This window comes from Clostridioides sp. LIBA-2809 (assembly GCF_056688965.1).
The window spans coordinates 3,377,696-3,395,150 of record NZ_CP197004.1 but is presented as its reverse complement, the minus strand read 5'-3'; the positions used below and the strand labels follow the sequence as shown (position 1 = coordinate 3,395,150).

At 27.4% G+C, this 17,455-nt stretch carries 15 protein-coding genes; 11 read left to right on the top strand and 4 right to left on the bottom strand.

Annotated features, from left to right (window positions below):
* The first annotated feature begins 81 nt into the window (after positions 1–81).
* The 7 genes from ACTG44_RS16160 to ACTG44_RS16130 all read left to right on the top strand — a co-directional run bounded on the left by ACTG44_RS16160 (position 82) and on the right by ACTG44_RS16130 (position 9,655).
* Positions 82–780, top strand: a complete 699-nt coding sequence (locus tag ACTG44_RS16160) for a response regulator transcription factor (protein ID WP_021385764.1) — start codon at positions 82–84, stop codon at positions 778–780.
* A gap of 283 nt (positions 781–1,063) precedes the next feature.
* Positions 1,064–2,152 carry a YkvI family membrane protein gene (locus ACTG44_RS16155; protein WP_021385774.1) on the top strand — a complete coding sequence of 363 codons (1,089 nt, stop codon included), beginning with the start codon at positions 1,064–1,066 and terminating at the stop codon, positions 2,150–2,152.
* Between the two features lie 248 nt (positions 2,153–2,400).
* Complete coding sequence (locus tag ACTG44_RS16150) at positions 2,401–3,585, top strand: M20 family metallopeptidase (protein ID WP_479917391.1); 1,185 nt, start codon at positions 2,401–2,403, stop codon at positions 3,583–3,585.
* A gap of 49 nt (positions 3,586–3,634) precedes the next feature.
* Positions 3,635–5,185, top strand: coding sequence for an AbgT family transporter (locus tag ACTG44_RS16145; protein ID WP_479920822.1), 1,551 nt, complete (start codon positions 3,635–3,637; stop codon positions 5,183–5,185).
* 71 nt (positions 5,186–5,256) lie between these two features.
* Positions 5,257–6,513, top strand: coding sequence for a serine hydroxymethyltransferase (locus ACTG44_RS16140; protein WP_479917389.1), 1,257 nt, complete (start codon positions 5,257–5,259; stop codon positions 6,511–6,513).
* A gap of 255 nt (positions 6,514–6,768) precedes the next feature.
* Positions 6,769–8,370 carry a diguanylate cyclase domain-containing protein gene (locus tag ACTG44_RS16135; protein ID WP_021385798.1) on the top strand — a complete coding sequence of 534 codons (1,602 nt, stop codon included), beginning with the start codon at positions 6,769–6,771 and terminating at the stop codon, positions 8,368–8,370.
* The gene (locus ACTG44_RS16130; protein ID WP_479920821.1) at positions 8,363–9,655 is read left to right on the top strand and encodes a diguanylate cyclase; all 1,293 of its coding nucleotides are present in this window, start codon (positions 8,363–8,365) and stop codon (positions 9,653–9,655) included. The genes ACTG44_RS16135 and ACTG44_RS16130 overlap by 8 nt, the downstream gene beginning before the upstream one ends.
* A gap of 137 nt (positions 9,656–9,792) precedes the next feature.
* Here ACTG44_RS16130 and ACTG44_RS16125 read toward each other — a convergent pair whose 3' ends face one another.
* The 3 genes from ACTG44_RS16125 to ACTG44_RS16115 all read right to left on the bottom strand — a co-directional run bounded on the left by ACTG44_RS16125 (position 9,793) and on the right by ACTG44_RS16115 (position 14,808).
* The gene (locus ACTG44_RS16125; RefSeq protein ID WP_021387472.1) at positions 9,793–10,911 is read right to left on the bottom strand and encodes a site-specific integrase; all 1,119 of its coding nucleotides are present in this window, start codon (positions 10,909–10,911) and stop codon (positions 9,793–9,795) included.
* 513 nt (positions 10,912–11,424) lie between these two features.
* Positions 11,425–13,089 (bottom strand): SNIPE associated domain-containing protein, encoded by a 1,665-nt coding sequence (locus ACTG44_RS16120; protein ID WP_021387471.1) that lies wholly within the window; start codon positions 13,087–13,089, stop codon positions 11,425–11,427.
* Positions 13,090–13,359: 270 nt separating this feature from the next.
* A complete protein-coding gene (locus ACTG44_RS16115) occupies positions 13,360–14,808 on the bottom strand; it encodes an SAP domain-containing protein (RefSeq protein WP_009894672.1) in 1,449 nt (482 codons plus the stop codon).
* Between the two features lie 496 nt (positions 14,809–15,304).
* On the opposite strand from ACTG44_RS16115, the gene ACTG44_RS16110 reads away from it, so the two are divergent.
* Complete coding sequence (locus ACTG44_RS16110; protein ID WP_009894673.1) at positions 15,305–15,445, top strand: hypothetical protein; 141 nt, start codon at positions 15,305–15,307, stop codon at positions 15,443–15,445.
* A 14-nt stretch (positions 15,446–15,459) separates the two neighbouring features.
* Here the strand turns inward: ACTG44_RS16110 and ACTG44_RS16105 are convergent, their stop codons facing one another.
* Positions 15,460–15,825 (bottom strand): helix-turn-helix domain-containing protein, encoded by a 366-nt coding sequence (locus tag ACTG44_RS16105; RefSeq protein WP_009894674.1) that lies wholly within the window; start codon positions 15,823–15,825, stop codon positions 15,460–15,462.
* A gap of 144 nt (positions 15,826–15,969) precedes the next feature.
* On the opposite strand from ACTG44_RS16105, the gene ACTG44_RS16100 reads away from it, so the two are divergent.
* The 3 genes from ACTG44_RS16100 to ACTG44_RS16090 all read left to right on the top strand — a co-directional run bounded on the left by ACTG44_RS16100 (position 15,970) and on the right by ACTG44_RS16090 (position 17,389).
* Positions 15,970–16,206 (top strand): helix-turn-helix transcriptional regulator, encoded by a 237-nt coding sequence (locus tag ACTG44_RS16100; RefSeq protein ID WP_009894676.1) that lies wholly within the window; start codon positions 15,970–15,972, stop codon positions 16,204–16,206.
* A complete protein-coding gene (locus ACTG44_RS16095; RefSeq protein ID WP_009894678.1) occupies positions 16,199–16,990 on the top strand; it encodes an ORF6N domain-containing protein in 792 nt (263 codons plus the stop codon). The genes ACTG44_RS16100 and ACTG44_RS16095 overlap by 8 nt, the downstream gene beginning before the upstream one ends.
* Before the next feature lie 69 nt (positions 16,991–17,059).
* Entirely contained in the window at positions 17,060–17,389 is a 330-nt protein-coding gene (locus ACTG44_RS16090; protein ID WP_009894680.1) for a helix-turn-helix domain-containing protein, read from the top strand.
* Positions 17,390–17,455: the final 66 nt, after the last annotated feature.

Sequence of the window (17,455 nt, the reverse complement as noted above, 5' to 3'; positions counted from 1 at the left end):
TTAAGAAATATATTAGATGTTTTTATGTTGTTTTATATATCTTACTTTTTTATATTATTAAGCTAAAAGGGAGGAATTCTCATGAGAAGAGCACTAATAATAGATGATGAAGAAGCTGTTCTAAAAATAATAACACACTTTATAGAAATGAAAGATATGCCAATAAAGATTGTTGGTAAAGCAACATCTGGTGATGAAGCAGTAGCTAAAATAATTGATTTAGAGCCAGACATAGTGTTTATAGATATTCAGATGCCAATATATAATGGGTTAGAGGTAATAGAAAAAACATCTCACCTAGCCAAAAAAATAAACTTTGTCGTAATAACTGCTTTTGACTATTTTGAATATGCACAAAAAGCCTTGAGATTAAATGTAAAAGATATACTCCTTAAACCATTAGACATGAACGAGTTTAATAAGTCTGTAGAAAATATTATCGGTTATCAATATACTAATAATAATTTATTAAATGAGATACTAGAGTATGTAAACTTAAATTATAGTAAGGACTTAAAGCTAAATGATTGTGCTAAATTATTTTTAACTAATCCATCTAATATATCTAGGATTTTTAAAAGTAATTTGAATACAACTTTTATATCATATCTAAATCATATAAGAATAGAAAAATCTATTGAGTTACTTGAAAATACTACGAAAAGTATAAATGAGATTGCAGAAATGGTTGGTTATAATAGTCTAAATAATTTCTACAAAAATTTCAAGATAGAAAAAGGAATGACTCCTAAAGTCTATAAATTAAATACTAAAAATTGAAATTGATAAATAAAAAGTCAATATAGATAATTGTTTGAGTGTGCCTGAATAAGTATACTTTAATTATAGTAAAAATTAAAGCGCTTTAAACATATTTAATAACATTAAACCTTATAAAAGCTGTACCTATTTATATAAAAAAATATATATAAATAAAAATAAAAAGATATACAAAATAAAAAAAGCAAATCAAATACTATTCTAAAAAGACAGAATTTTCATTTAATTTGCTGAGGATTTATATTTGTTGAAGAAGGTAACTTTATAATGGAGGTAATTTAATATGTCAGACAAAGTAAATGTGAAAAATATTATCTGTATTGCAGGGGCTTATTTAGCAACAGCAATTGGTTCTGGATTTGCTACAGGTCAAGAAATACTCCAATTTTTCGCCTCCCAAGGGTATATGGGGCTAGTTGGAGCATTAATATCAATGGTGTTATTTTCATTTCTTGGAGCTGAAGTTATAACTAGAGGTAGAGAATTAAAACTTAAAGAACCAACGAGAATTTATACTTTTTATTGTGGAAAGATTTTAGGTAAATTCTATGAATGGTTTAGCCCAATATTTTTATTTGGAATTCTTATAGTAATGATTTCGGGTGCAGGCTCAACTTTAACTGAATACTATGGTATAAATCCTTATTTGGGAAGAGTTTTGATGGCTGTTGCTACGTTAATCACAGTGTCTATGGGTTTAGAAAAATTAGTAAGTATACTTGGTCGTATTGGACCAGTAATAGCAGTATTTACGATTGCTGTTGGGCTAATAAGTTTATTTAAACATTTAGATGGATTATCTATGGTTGGAGAAGCTATGAAGAATATTGAAGTTACAAAAGCATCAGGAAGTCCAATAGTTTCAGGAGTAATTTATAATACATTAAATATTATTGTAATGATTGTTTTTTTAACAGGAATGGGAGCTTCTATTGAAAGTAAAAAGGATGCTTTCTGGGGAGGTCTATTAGGTGGAGTAGTATTTATGACTGCTGGAATAGTTATGTATTTGGCTATGATTTCAGATATAGGAAACTTATATATGAAAGAAATACCATCACTTTATTTAGCAGATAATATAGCTCCTATTGTAGGTGTACTTTTCTCAGTTGCACTTATATTAGGTATTTATACGACTGCTGTTCCACTTTTATGGTCTGTAACTAATAGGATTGTTGAAGATGAACACCCTAAATTTAAACTTGTAACAACAGTAATAGCTGTTTTGGCTTGTATAGGTGGATTTTTACCATTTGGTAAACTAGTAAACATTCTATATCCATATACAGGTTATATGGGACTTTTAATTTTAGTCTGTATGGTATATAAAGCTATTACATGTAGAGAAAAATCAACACAAAGTCAGGAATAGGGTTACTTATCAATAGATTATAGTTAAGGGAAGTTTTTTATATAATATAGATTTTAAAAAGTCAAAATAGTTAAATAAATTGCAAGATATGATAATATATTTAATTAAAACGATGTAGTAAAATATAAATATAAATGAAATTAAATTGAATTTATAAAAAATATCTTTATTAATATTAATGACTTATATATAATTTGTAGTTAACATAGTAGAAAAATCAAAAATAAAAATTTTGGAGAGGTGTTAGTATGCATGAACTTATTTTGATATCAGAAAAGTACAAAGAAGATATTTTAGAGTTTTTTACAGATATTCATATGCACCCAGAACTAAGTTTTAAAGAATTTAGGACTACAAAAGCTATAAAAGATTTATTAGTAAGTTTAGATATAGAGATATTAGATATGGGAATGGAAACAGGAGTTGTAGGGTTATTGAAAGGAAAGTACGATGGTCCTACAGTAGCATTAAGAGGAGATATTGATGCTTTACCAATCCATGAAGAGGTTGATATTGAGTACAAATCACAATATGATGGTATAATGCATGCATGTGGACATGATATACATACATCTTGTCTTGTAGGATGTGCATATGTACTATCCCATATTAGAGATAACCTTCATGGAAATGTAAAGTTTATATTTCAACCAGCAGAAGAAGTTAATAAAGGAGCAAAGATGCTAGTTGAACGAGGAGTAATGGAAAATCCAAAAGTTGATGCTATATTTGGTCTTCACAATCATCCAGATATACCTTGTGGAAAAGTAGGTGTTAAGTTGGGTGGATTAATGGCAGCAGTAGATACTATTAAGATAGAAGTAAATGGTTTTGGAGGGCATGGAGGTATACCAAATAGAACAATAGACCCTATAGTAGCATCAAGTGCAATTATAATGGGTATTCAAACAATAGTAAGTAGAAATATAAGTCCATTAGAATCAGCTGTTATATCAATAGGCACTATAAATGGAGGAACTGCAAATAATGTAATTTCAGAAAAAGTAGATATGACAGGTACATGTAGAAGCTTTAGTAATGAGGTACGAAAGAAAATATCTGAAAATTTGGAAAATATAGTTTGTGAAATAGCACGTGGATATCAAGCAACTGCAAAACTAGATTATTTATTTGATTTACCAGCTGTTATAAACAGTAAAGAAATGTACACAATAGCTTGTAAATCTGTATGTGACTTGTATTCAGAAGATGCTGTAGTTGATCCAATACCTTCCACAGGAGGAGAAGATTTTTCTATATTTATGGAAAAAGCACCAGGATTTTTTTACTGGTTAGGTGTAGGCAACAAAGAACAAGGTTGTACGTATCAGTGGCATAATCCTAAATTTAAAGCTGATAAAAATTCTATTTTAGTAGGTACAAACGTACTATGTCAATCTGTTATAAATTATATGGATAAATTTAAAAAGTAAAATTTAACATAGAGTGTTTCTGGAGATAAAGTTTATGGGGGGGATTAGTTTGAGAAAAATTAATTCACAGGAAAAAAACAAAGATAGTGGATTGTTAATGAGAGCATTAAATGTTGTAGAGGGAGCAGGTAATAAACTTCCAGACCCAGTAACCATATTTTTACTACTATGTATAATTGTCTTAATATTGTCAGCAGTTATATCCAGTTTAGGAGTAGAAGAAATACACCCTTCTACAAAAGAGGTTGTAAAAGTAGTAAATCTACTAGAGAAAGAGCAGATTCAATCCTATTTAGGTAGTATAGTTACAAACTTCCAGTCATTTGCTCCATTAGGATTAGTATTAGTTACGATGCTTGGAGCAGGTGTTGCTGAGAAATCTGGATTTATGGAAGTATTAATGAAAAAAGGGATAAGTAAAGTTCCACAAAAACTTGTAACTGTAGCAATTGTATTTGCAGGTATGTTATCACATACAGCAGCAGATGTAGGATTTATAATATTACCACCACTTGCAGCACTTGTTTTTTTAGGCATTGGAAGACATCCTCTTGTAGGTATGTTTGCAGCCTTTGCAGGTGTTGCAGGAGGATTTGCAGCAAATGTCATGCTTAGTACGACAGATGTATTATTAGCTGGATTTACAATACCAGCAGCTCAAATGATGGACCCATCTTATCAAGGTAATCCAGCAATGAACCTTTATTTTGCTTTTATATCAGCAATAGTTTTAACTTTTGCAGGAGCATTTGTAACTGAAAAATTTATAGCTCCTCGTTTTTCAAAATACAGTGATTCAGAGAATGATAAGGATATGCAGGAATTGAGTGAACTTGAAAATAAAGGTATAAAATACGCTTTATTATCATTGTTAGTTGTTGTGGTAGTAATAGTTGCTTTATGTATAGGTGACAATGCATTTATGAAAGATTCAGAAACTGGCTCCATACTATCTAGTAATGCACCTTTAATGAAAGGTATAGTTCCTATAATCACTATTATATTTTTAACTCCAGGATTAGTGTATGGAAAAGTAAGTAAGAAGATAAAGAATGACAAAGACTTAGTATCTATGATGGGTAGTAGTATGAGTGATATGGGTGGATATATAGTTTTAGCATTTATAGCATCTCAATTTATTAATCTATTTAATCTTAGTAACTTGGGAACAATTTTATCAATAGCAGGAGCAAAAGTCTTGGCAGAATCCGGGATACCTAGTTATGGATTGATAATAGGATTTATATTTCTATCTGGATTTATCAATTTATTTGTAGGAAGTGCTTCTGCGAAATGGGCTATTTTAGCACCTATATTTGTTCCAATGTTTATGTTACTAGATTTTAATCCAGCATTAACTCAGATAGCTTATCGTATTGGGGATGCTTCAACAAATCCAATAAGTCCACTTTTTCCGTATTTCCCAGTTATATTAGCTTTTGCTAGAAAATATGATAAGAATCTAGGTATAGGTACTGTCATATCGAATATGATTCCATACTCGGTGGTATTTACATTAATAGAAATAATATTGTTATTACTGTTCATGGGGATTGGCATACCATTAGGACCTGGTGGAGGAATATCTTACATTTTATAGGTTTTTATAATAAATTTATTAATAAAGATTAAATCAATAAAATATATTCTTTAATTAAGAGGAGGATTATTATGTTAAAAACAACAAAAATTTCAGACCCAGAGTTATATAATATTGTAGCTGGAGAGTTGGTTAGACAAGAGCATAATATTGAGATGATAGCTTCTGAAAGTACAGCACCAACAGAAGTACTCGAATTAAGTGGATGTGTATTTACAAATAAAACAGAAGAAGGTTATCCAGGGGCTCGTTTTCAAGCAGGTTCTGAAGAAGCAGATAAACTTGAAACTCTAGCAATCAAACGTGCAAAAGAAGTATTTGGAGCAGAACATGTAAATGTACAGCCATACTCAGGTTCTACAGCCAACTATTGTGTATATTCATCAATATTAAAACCAAATGATACTGTCTTAAGTATGCGTCTTGACCAAGGTGGACATTTAACACATGGTAGCACAGTTAATTTTTTACATGACATTTATAAGTATGAATTTTATGGAGTAGACCCAAGTACTGGACGTATAGATTATGACGCTCTTGAAGCAAAAGCAAAAGAATGTAAACCAAAACTTATAATTGCAGGAGCAAGTTCATATCCAAGACTAATAGATTATGAAAGAATATCAAAGGTTGCAAAAGAAGTAGGGGCTTACTTTATGGTAGATATGGCACATGTTGCAGGTTTGGTAGCAGCAAAAGTAATTCCTAGCCCTGTACCTTATGCAGATTTTGTTTCTTCATCTACAACAAAAACTTTCTGTGGTCCAAGAAGTGGTATTGTACTTTGTAAAGCTGAACATGCAAAGAAACTAGACAAAGGTGTTTTCCCAGGAACATTAGGTTCTATACATCTTAATACAGTTGCAGCAAAAGCCTTTTCACTATTGTATTTAAGCACAGATAAATTTAAAAAAATAATGGAACAAGTGGTAGTAAATGCTCAAACTTTAGCATCTGAACTTATTTCACATGGTTTTAGTATTGTAAGTGGAGGAACTGATAACCATATAGTTATGGTTGATTTAAGAAGCAAAAATCTTACAGGAAAACAATTTGAAAAAGCTCTTGAATATGTAGGAATAACAGTTAATAAAAATGTTATTCCTGATGACCCACAGTCACCATTTGTAACTAGTGGTGTTCGTATAGGTCTTACATCAATATCTCAAAGAGGTCTTAAAGAAAAAGAAGTTATACAAATAGCAGGAATAATGAATAAGGTAGCAGAAAATATTGATAATAAAGAAGTACTAGATGATTGTAAAGTGGAAGCTCAAGAGCTTATATCTAAGTTCCCATTATATCCAGAAGGGTATTTTGAAGATTAAATATATTGATTTATATAGCCCATAACCTATAAAGTCTATAACATAAAACCTAATAATATATAATTACTATAAGGGGATGCCTCAAAATAACAATTTGAATCATCTCCTTTTTTATATAAAAAATAAAAAAGGTGTTTTCGAAGAACTCTTAACCTATGTGATAAATGTAGCAAATACAGGTGTTGTAAACATCTCATTGTGAAAAGCTACACTTGCGTGTTATAATGTTATAAAAAATAAATTTGGAGTAATGTCATGATTGAAAACTACACTTTGTGTGAAATTGAGGAATTAAAGAGTAAAATACATAAAAACATTAATGTGAACGATGATATTGTTTGTGGAATTTGTGATAAACTGATTTCGCTTGCAAAAGAAAATAAAGATTGGCAAAGTGTGGCTTTTGGATATGTATGGCGTGCCGATTATTATTTCTATGTAGAATCAAATATGAAATGCGTATCAAAAGAGTTAGAGTATGCACAGGAGTATATTGATGAAAAGAAACCAAGTGAGTTATTAGAAAAATTTTATGCAATGCATAGTTTGCTTTTTTCAAATTCATATGATAAAAAATCTGCATTTAAATATACTTTAAAAGCCTTGGACATTTCTGAAAGATTAGACATTAAATACCGAATTGGTATAAATTATGGAAATATTAGTTCTTATTATTTGGATTACGAATTATATGATGAAGCAATGCTTTATTTAGATAAAGCAATGAAAGTATTGCGTTCTTTGCCAGATACAAAACCACGTTTTCTTCGAATGTTGTTAATTAATTTCATTAGTATATATTTAAAACTAGGTAAGCTTGAATTGATGAAATCAACTATTGAAGAATTGAGTTCACTTCCATTTGAAGAGAAAGATTTAAAAATCTATGTTGATTATGGATATTTACTTTATTATGCAGAGATACAAAATCAAGAAAAGAGTTTATACTATCTGCAGGAAATGAAGAATGATGGACTTATGACTTTTCCAAATCGCGTTTACTTAATAGAATTTTTGATGAATGCAATAGAAGCAATGATACATATTAAAAGTAAAATAAAATCAAGTGAATTATTACAATCTTTACAAGAATTAATAAAAGAAGATGAACCAGAACCTTTATTGAAATTGTGTAAGTTGAAAATTCAGTATTCACAGCAATTTGAAACAAAAAAGGAACTGTATCTTCATTATCGTGACTACTATAGCTTATATTTAAAAGCACAAGCTCAATCAAATTTGTTAAAGATAGAGGGTTTGTGTGCTAAGATTGAATTAAATGATACATATACTAAGTATAATCAATCAAAAAAAGTATTAAAAGAATTATATGACCTTGTCAATTATGATGAATTGACCAATATATACAATCGTTATTATTTTAATATTAAGCAAGATGAAATTCTCAATAGCAATAAGTATACTAATATTGGTCTTGCAATATTTGATATTGATTACTTTAAAGAATACAATGATTATTATGGACATTTGGCAGGTGATGAAATATTAAAACAAGTAGCTAGTATCCTAAAAGATAATGCAAATGAACAAATGGCAGTCTTTCGTTATGGTGGCGATGAATTTATTTGTCTTAGTTGGGACTTGAATCTTGAACAAATGGCTAATTATGTGAATCAAATAAAAGAAGCAATAAAATTAAAAAGTATCGAACATATACATTCACGATGTTCAAAAATAATAACATTGTCAATTGGCTATGGGAATAAGACCGTTTCAACTAAAGTTGATGTACTTAATTTGTTTGACGAAGTAGATAAAGCACTATATGCTGTTAAGAATAATGGTAGAAATAATGCTAAATCAATACTTGATATGGAAGGGGTGCATAATGACTAACTATAATGTAGCACTTGAACAAATTCAATTGCTGATTGATCGAATTCAGCATCGTTTTGAACATAATTCTAGATTTAATAAACACGATTGTGATAGGTTGCTAACTATATCAGAACAGTTAAACTACTTCTATGGACAAGCACTGGCTCATGTGTATTTAGCACAATATTTTCAGATGAAGTGGGATGGAGATGCCTATAATTTTCATTCAGAAAAAGCAAGAGAACTTGCTGAACATAAAAACTATTTTGATGTGTTAATTGAATATTTTAAACTTGAGGGCTTGCGAAATGTTACTATTTGTGACGAAATAGCAGCTCTTACTATATATTTAGAAGGTATCAAAATTGCATATAAAATTAAAGATAAAAAATCATGTGCTATTTTCTATAACAATATTGCTGATATATTTTATACAAGTGGAGTATATACAATTGCAGAGCAGTTCTATACAAAAGCATTAGATGTTATAAAAGATGTTCCTATAAAAAGTGTACTCTTTTACTACAAGTCTATACTTGTGAATCTATTACACCTTTCTTGTGTTCAAGGAGAATTAGATAAAGCTCTGAAGTATCATGAAAAATGTTTAAGTGTAAAATGTGAAGTTGGCATTTTACCTTTATTATTTATGGAAGGAGAAATACGTCTTCTATTATTAGAAAATAAGGAAACAGAAGCATTACATAAAATAGATAGTTTGATAAAAAAGTTGATTGAAAATAAGGAAGATGCGTTTTTGCTGAAATCCACTTATTTGTATTTAATAGAGTTTTTGCTTTTGTTGAAAAGAGAAGAAGAGGCAGCCTGGTGCTTAAACCAATTAGACACATTGTATAACAACAAGGATCAAAATATAACTATACAAATTCAAAAATTACATGTTCAATATGCAATTCTATTTGGACATGAGACTGATGAAATTTATGAAACTTTTTATGAAACCATATTAAAAGGAGAAGTGATAGGTAAGATATCAATGGGGGAAAGCTTCAAAAGTCTTATTTCTCTCTATGAAACAGAAAAAGAACAAAACCTTATGTTGGAAAAGCAAGTTAGACTACAAACAGTAGCAGATATAGATGAACTTACAAAAATTTATAATCGAAGATACAGCAGTAAACTTATAAGTAAATTAATCCAAGATGATGAGGTTTTATCCATTGGATATGTTATGGTTGATATCGATTTTTTCAAAGAATATAATGATTACTACGGTCATTCAAAAGGTGATGAGGCAATAAAAGAAGTTACTACTTTATTAAAGAATAATAAATACATATAAACAAACATAAATAAGTATTAAAACGTGCAGTTTTAGCGGTATTTAAAAGAAATTATTATAAACTAACTGACTGACATTTAACTGACAAAACCTATTTTTTTAGGTTCAACTGACATTTAACTGACAGTCAGTTTTTATTATTTAAATAGAAGTTTACTTAAATTATCAGAAGCTTCTTTGTCCATTTCCTCTAACACATGAGAGTACCTATTCATAGTTATTTTTATATCTGTATGACCTAATCTTTCTGAAACAACTTTCATATTTGTACCTCCTAGCAAAAGCAAACTTGCGTTTGTGTGTCTTAAATCATGTACTCTAATATTTCTTAAATTATTTCTTTTAATAAAGTTATGAAAAGTTTTACTTAATGCAGTTGGTATCCAAGCATTAAAATTTGTATTTAGACATACTAAGTTATTTTCATTTATAAGTGTACCTTGTAATTTCATTTTGTTTTGTTTTAATTTTTCTATTTTTAGTTTTTCAACTAACTCTTTTGGAACAGATAACGCTCTTTTTGATTTTGCAGTTTTTGGTTCTTTAAAAGTTATTTTGCTATTTGCATATATGAGAATTTGATTAATATTTATTATACTATTATCTAAATTAACATCAGACCATCTAAGACCAGCTACCTCTCCAATTCTTAAACCTAACAGCAACATTAAGAGAATGGGTATCTCTATCAAACTATCTTTCAACTTCTCTATTAACAATAGCGTTTCTTCTCTATTATATATTTCAATTTCATATGTAACATTTTGAGCTGGCAATTTTACAAAATCGCAAGGATTTTCAGATATTTCTTTTAGCCTATAAGCTTCTTTTAAAACAGAAGATAGAAAATTATATCTAACTTTTGCAGTTGATGGTGCAGAACCATCAAAATTTTTATCTATAAAGATTTGAAGAAGGCTAGGGTTTACATCTATCAATATTGTATCTTTAAAAAAAGGTTCTATATAATTCTTAACCCAAGATTTCCTATTTATAACTGTATAAGGAGACCAATTTTTTTCATTTGTCATTATGTACTTATAGCATCTCTCTACAAGAGTTGTTTTGTTTGGAGTTATAAACTTATTATTGTTTATAGTAGACTTTATTTCAATTAAATGTTTTTCAGCATCCTTTTTCTTTTCATAGCTTCCATAACTTTTTTGCTTTATTTTGCCAGTTGTTTCTTCTATGTACTCCACATATACATGAAATTTTTCCCCTCTTTTTCTTATAAAAGCTGATTTGATATTCATATATGTACACTCCTTTATAAGTATTATTCATGTTTAAAATATATTGAATAACTATGGTTTTATTATATCAAATCTAAGTTATAAATTCTATTCGATGATAGAGTAGATGTATACAGAAATATATAGACGAATCTTTAAAAAAGTAATATATAGGTAAAATATGTAAGAATTATATGTTATAATATTTTTAGCAAGGAAAATAAAATTGAAAAGCGAAGGGTGATTTTCTCATATAAACGCCAAATTCCAATATAGGAAGGAGGTGAATTTATATGTTAATTAACTTTTTATTGAGTATAGTAGCTGGTATTGTATCAGCTTTCATATATGACAAAATAAAAAATCACCCAAACGCCAATAAGGGTGATTTAAAGAAATAACTTTTAAATTCTAATCAATTAGAGAAATTCACCTTTTAAAAAGTAAATTTTATCTCCTTGCTATTATTATATCACAAATTGGTATAGATATTCAAAAATAATATTTTATTAAAGTATAATTGTTTGAATATATTTAAGCTAATTTATTATTTAATTCTTGTATTTTTAATGTTTGTCTATATTCTTGTGCTTCTGCCAATTTTGTATATTCCACAGTCTTATCGAAATTTTTCTCAACTTCTGTTCTTATTTCATCAAGCGTAACTTTGAAGAATTCCTTTCTATTATTTACCTTGTTAACTCTCTTATTATCAAAAGCTTTATGTAAAGCTGATTCTAATTTAGGTGCATCTTCACTAAATATAGTCGCATGTATATCATATTTAAAAGGAACTGATGCACTACTTAATTCATTTATTCTCTCAGTTGGGTCTAATCTTCTAGTTACTCCTATTTTATATATATTTTCTCCAAAACTACCAATATTGGAGATTATGTATACATGTCCTGCTCTTGTATTTTGTTCTCTATTTAATACATCATCTAAATCTTTTGATAGCAAAGCTAGTTTTTCTTCTATAGAATTAATTTTTTGTTCCCATTCTAATTTATCATTTTCATCTTCTGGGATAGTTGATTTTAGTCTAAGTAATTCATTCTTGAATTGTAATTCTTCTTTTTTTAGTTTTCTTTTCTGATTTTCAATTTCTTTTTGAACAAGAGCTTCTTCTTTCATTTGTTCTCTCAAAGCTCTTTGTTCTTCTTTTTCCTCTTCTTTCATTTGAAGGTATTCATAATATAAATAAAGCTCATCTATTTTCAAATTAAGATAGTTTTCTTTTATAGAAACCTTATTTGAAGTATTTAATTTATTTGTATCAGTAAATGCTTTTCGTATTCTTTTTTCTATAGAATCAATATTTTTAAAACTAACTTTTGACATAGCAATGTCGCACTCACTATTGAAGAGTTTAAGAGCTGTTTTAATATTTTGATTAGTCATAGTTCTACCTTTTTGAACACTTCCATCAACAGTCCAAGAATCAGAATATTTTACACCTGTTTTATTTCTTATTAATAGTTTTTGCATTTCTCTTATTTCTTTTAATTTTTCCATATATTCATCAGAGTTTTCAAAATCATATTTTGGATTATATAATCCAAATGATTGAAGCAGAACCTCATCTTCAGTCTGTATTAATTCTTCTGATAATCTTTTTAGCTCTTCTTTTTTATTTTTTAAAGTTGTGTTTATATCTCTAAGCTCTTCCCTTTCATTTTTTAATTCTTCTAAATGAGAATTTAAAGTATTAATATTATCTTTAAGTATATTTTTATCTTTTATAAGATTATCAAGTCTTTCTTTTTCTATTTTTAGTTCTTCGATAAGTTTAAATTTATCTTGGTTTTCTGAATCAAATTTATCAATTTCAACTTTCTTTTTGTCTAATAGATTGGATAATTCTTTTAACTTATTTTCATTTGATTCACATAAATCTTCAAAGTGTTTTTCTTTCATTTTAATTTCATCATTTAATAAAATATATTTATTATTGATTTTTTCGACATCAGATAATAGTATACTAATGCTATCTTTATGTTTTTTCATTATCTTATTTCTTTTAAATAAGAATATTATTGCAACTATAAATGATATAGAGTATGTTGAAAACGTAGAAAGAATTAGTATGGATATAGTCCATAAAGAATAATACCAGGGTATCTTGAAATTAAGATTTTTGATTTTTTCATCGTTGATGAGTAAATCACTTTTTAACTGTTCATTTTCATTGTTCATATCAAAACTCCTTTTTTATTTTTTGTTCTACTTTATGATAATAATAATTTAAGTATATAAAATTTTATGTGCAATTTCCATATATTTGCAAAAAAAGGTAAAAATAAAACAAAATGGTAGTTATTTAAAAGAATTTAGTTGGATTATAAAGGTATGTTAACAGAAATTATAAAAATAATATAACATTCTTATAAAAGTATGTTATCAGTATTTTGAACATAAGGAAAAGCTACTTAAAATTAGTTTTAATCATTTTAAGTAGCTCTTTTATTATTTTAGATACTCCTTTGAATATTTAATCCAAGCATCAATACCATCGATTAAGTGAATTAATTCGCCATAAATATGTTCTGAACCAAATTCATTTTTCGTGTACATTATCCATTTTTTTCTACCTTGCAATTTAACTTTACCAATGAAGTTATCTGAAGTATCAAATACATTAAATGCTCCATCTGACATTCTATCAAAGACAAAATTATTTTTTAATTCATTTTCGTACATTTTAATTTTAAGTATATTAAAAAAGTAGATTTCATTTTCATTAATTTTGAAGTTGTAATTTTTATTATTAACTTCGAATGGTATTGATTTGTTATTTTTAACAATATCCATATAATGTAAATTTTTATTATTAATACTATCATTTGCGTTATATGTTATAGTAGAGTGATTGTATATTACATCATTTATACTATTTATAGCATTATTAATTTCGATATTATCAATTTTTTCTCCTACCAAACGTTTTACTAATATAGAAGTTTTGGAGTTATTTCCTAACATATCACAAAGTATATAGGATGATTTAATTATGTTATCTAAAAGTGTGTCTTTTAAATTTATATCTAATTCCTTTATGGCTTTGTAAGACTCAATTTTCATAGGTGTAATTTTATGATTTTCCCAGTTTATATTAATTCCTCTTTGGATATTTTTAGAGGATTCATATTTACAAATTAAGTCATATGCTTCCTCATATTTATCAATATAAATTAATTCTAAACACTGGTCTTCTAGGTCAGTATTTTTAGTAACAGATTTACGCACATCTTTCAACAGTTCTTTTCCTTTATCTGTTAAAGCATAATATTTGTTGGAGCTATTAAAAAAATTAGATAAATCTTTGCATGAGATTTCTTTTTCTATCCTTTCTATTAATTCAGCCTTTTTACCAGTTGATTTAATATTATTAGATTTTAATATTTCTTTCAATTCCGAAACTGTTAACTTAGTAAGGTCTTCAATGTAATTTGAAATCTTAAGATAATCCATGTTGAAAAACTTAGAAATTAAATATGAATAGTTAATATTATATTCATATGTCCAATAGGTTGCTATATAAGGCTCGTATATATTTTCTCCAATTATGTATTTTAGGAAAGATTTTTCTATTGATGTAAGTGGTTTAGTATCTGTTTCTAATATATTGTTTTGTGGGTTAAACTTATTAATACTATTAGTATGTATATCATATAAAGCATCTGATTTTTCTCTTGCTTGTTTTTCTAATTCATATAAATTTGTTGTATCATTACAACTTACATTCAGCACTTTATTAATTTCATTTTTTACTTCTATGTTATGAGGTGAATTAGAATTACATTCTAGTGAAAGTGTAGTACTATCATTATAGCTTTGTTTTGATTCGTTCGATTTTTCATTGCAATCAACATTATTTTTGTTTTTATTTTTTCTAAATAGATTCAAAATGCTCATAAAAAATTACTCCTTTTGTATTTAATTAATTTCTAGTGTATTCTACTTTGTGACAATAACAATTTAAGTATATAAAACTTTCTGTATAAATGCTATGTATATTAGGAAAAAACATAGAATTAAATAGTTTTGAAAAGAATACTATATTTATATGGTATAAAAAGTAAAACGAAGATTTTAAAATTAAATAATAAAAAATATTATATAAACAAGAAAATACAAAAAATTATAATTAAAAAGACGATTAATAATACACAGGAATGGAAAAAATAACCAAGACTCTACAAAATTCGATTTTTTTGTTACAATTCCCCTTTTTTTATTGCATATATTTAACAAAAGTATTATTATGTAAGTAAGATAATTATCCAAGAAAATTTTGAATAATCTAAAAATATTTTTAGAAATGAAAATACATAGTTATATTTTATTAAAATTCATTAGGGAATTTTGACTAAAAATAAGAACGTAAGTTCTGATAGTAGGGGGAAGGCGTGTGGAAAAATCAAAAAAACTACTAATTGACACAGGGGATACATTGAACAAATTAAGAGAAAATAATAGTGAGAAGTTAGAAAAGTACATAGAATTATTAAAAGAATATTATAAACAAGAAAATAAAAAAGAAAGAGAATAGTTTTCTTCTCTTTCTTATTTTTTCTCATTAAGTTCTTCTTCAAGAAATACTTTTGCTATTTTGAACATTTTTTCTTGACTAGAAGGACTTAATTCGCTAATTAGTTTTAAAGCTTCTTTTATATCATCAGAGAAATTTAGATTTTCAATTAGCTCTAACTCACTAAGATTGTCTATATTTTTTACATTGACCTTTCCAAGCAAATAATCTGTAGATACATTAAAAAAATCTGATAATTTTAAAATTATGTCATGTGGAGGAAATCTTTCTTCCTTCTCATAAAAAGAAATCATTTTAGGAGTAAGACCTAAAAAAGTTGCAAGTTCTTTTTGAGTAATATCTTTTTCTTTTCTTAATTCCTTTATTCTATATCCAATCATGTTATTTAGCCACCTTTTTAATTTATATTGAACTATTAGTTCTTAATTATCAATTATAGCTCATTTTTTTTAAAAAAGCTATTGACAATGTACTAATAGTACTGTACTATTAGTACATAAGATAAAGTAAAAGAAGGTGAAAAAATGAATAAACTAAAAGATTTTAGAATACAAAAAGGACTAAGTAGAAATCAGTTAGGAGCTGAATTAGGTCTTACAAGTAGGTATATAGCTTTCTTAGAGAATGGCGAAAGAGTACCGTCTCTAAATACAGCTGTAAAAATAGCAGCTTATTTCAATACTTCAATAGAGTATATTTTTTTGAAAAACAACTGTACTAAAAGTACATTTAAAGAAAAAGGAGCTGAAAAATATGAATAACTTACAAGTAATAGAAAGAAATAACGAAAGAGTTTTAACTACACAGCAACTAGCAGATGTATATGAAACAGATGCAAGAAATATAAGCAACAATTTTAACAATAACAAAGATAGATTTATTGAAGGTAAACATTATTTTTTATTGCAAGGTGATGATTTAAAAAATTTTAAAGGTATTCATACAGAATATGAAAACCTAAAATTTACTTCAAAAATGTATCTTTGGACTGAAAGAGGAGCAAATAGACACTGCAAAATATTGGATACTGACAAAGCTTGGGAGCAGTTTGATAACTTAGAAGAAACATATTTCAAAGTTAAGCAACATAAGCCAACTTGTATAGAAGATGTATTAATAGAAAGTTTAAAAGAAATGAAAGATTTAAGACTTCAAGTTAATCAAGCAAATAGCATTGCTTTAGAAGCAAAGACAGAGGTTGAAACAATAAAAGATGTAGTTTCATTAGACTCAAATAGTTGGAGAACAAATACACATCAACTAATTGCAAGAATAGCAAAAAAACAAGGTGGTTTTGAACATATAAATATGCTTAGAACAGAAAGTTATGAATTATTAAATAAGAGATTTGGAGTTGACCTACATAGAAGATTAATCAATAAAAGAAGAAAAATGGCAGAAGAAGGTGTATCTGAATCTAAAAGAGAGAAAGTTAACAATTTAGATGTAATACAAGATGATAAGAAGCTAATAGAGGGGTATGTGGCTATTGTAAAAGATATGGCTTTAAAATATGGAATATCAAGTGATTTAAGCAAAAATTAGGTTAAATCATGACAGTACCTTGAAAACTAAATACAGGATATTCAATTAATATGAGAAGGAGGTTTGAAAATGAGTGTAGCATTACAATTCATAGACACAAAAGACTTAGTACAAGAGTTAATGCGAAGAGATGATACAACAGACATCATCAAGATGTTTTTAGATAGAGAAGGAATTAAAAGAATGGAGTTAATGACTATAGAAGAATTTTGTGAGTACTTGAAAATATCTGATGTAACAGCTAGAAACATGGCAAGAGAAGCCATGATAACAAAAGATTTTATTGCTTTAAAAATAGGAAGAAAGTACATGATTGATAGAATATCATTTGAAGAATTTATTATGAAAAATGCAATGAAAGATAAAGATGTAATGAAAAAAAGAAAGGGGGTGATTTAGTTGAATGTAAGAGTACTGATAGCTTATGTACAATTCTGTAAGCAATACAATAAGAAAGCAAGTTTT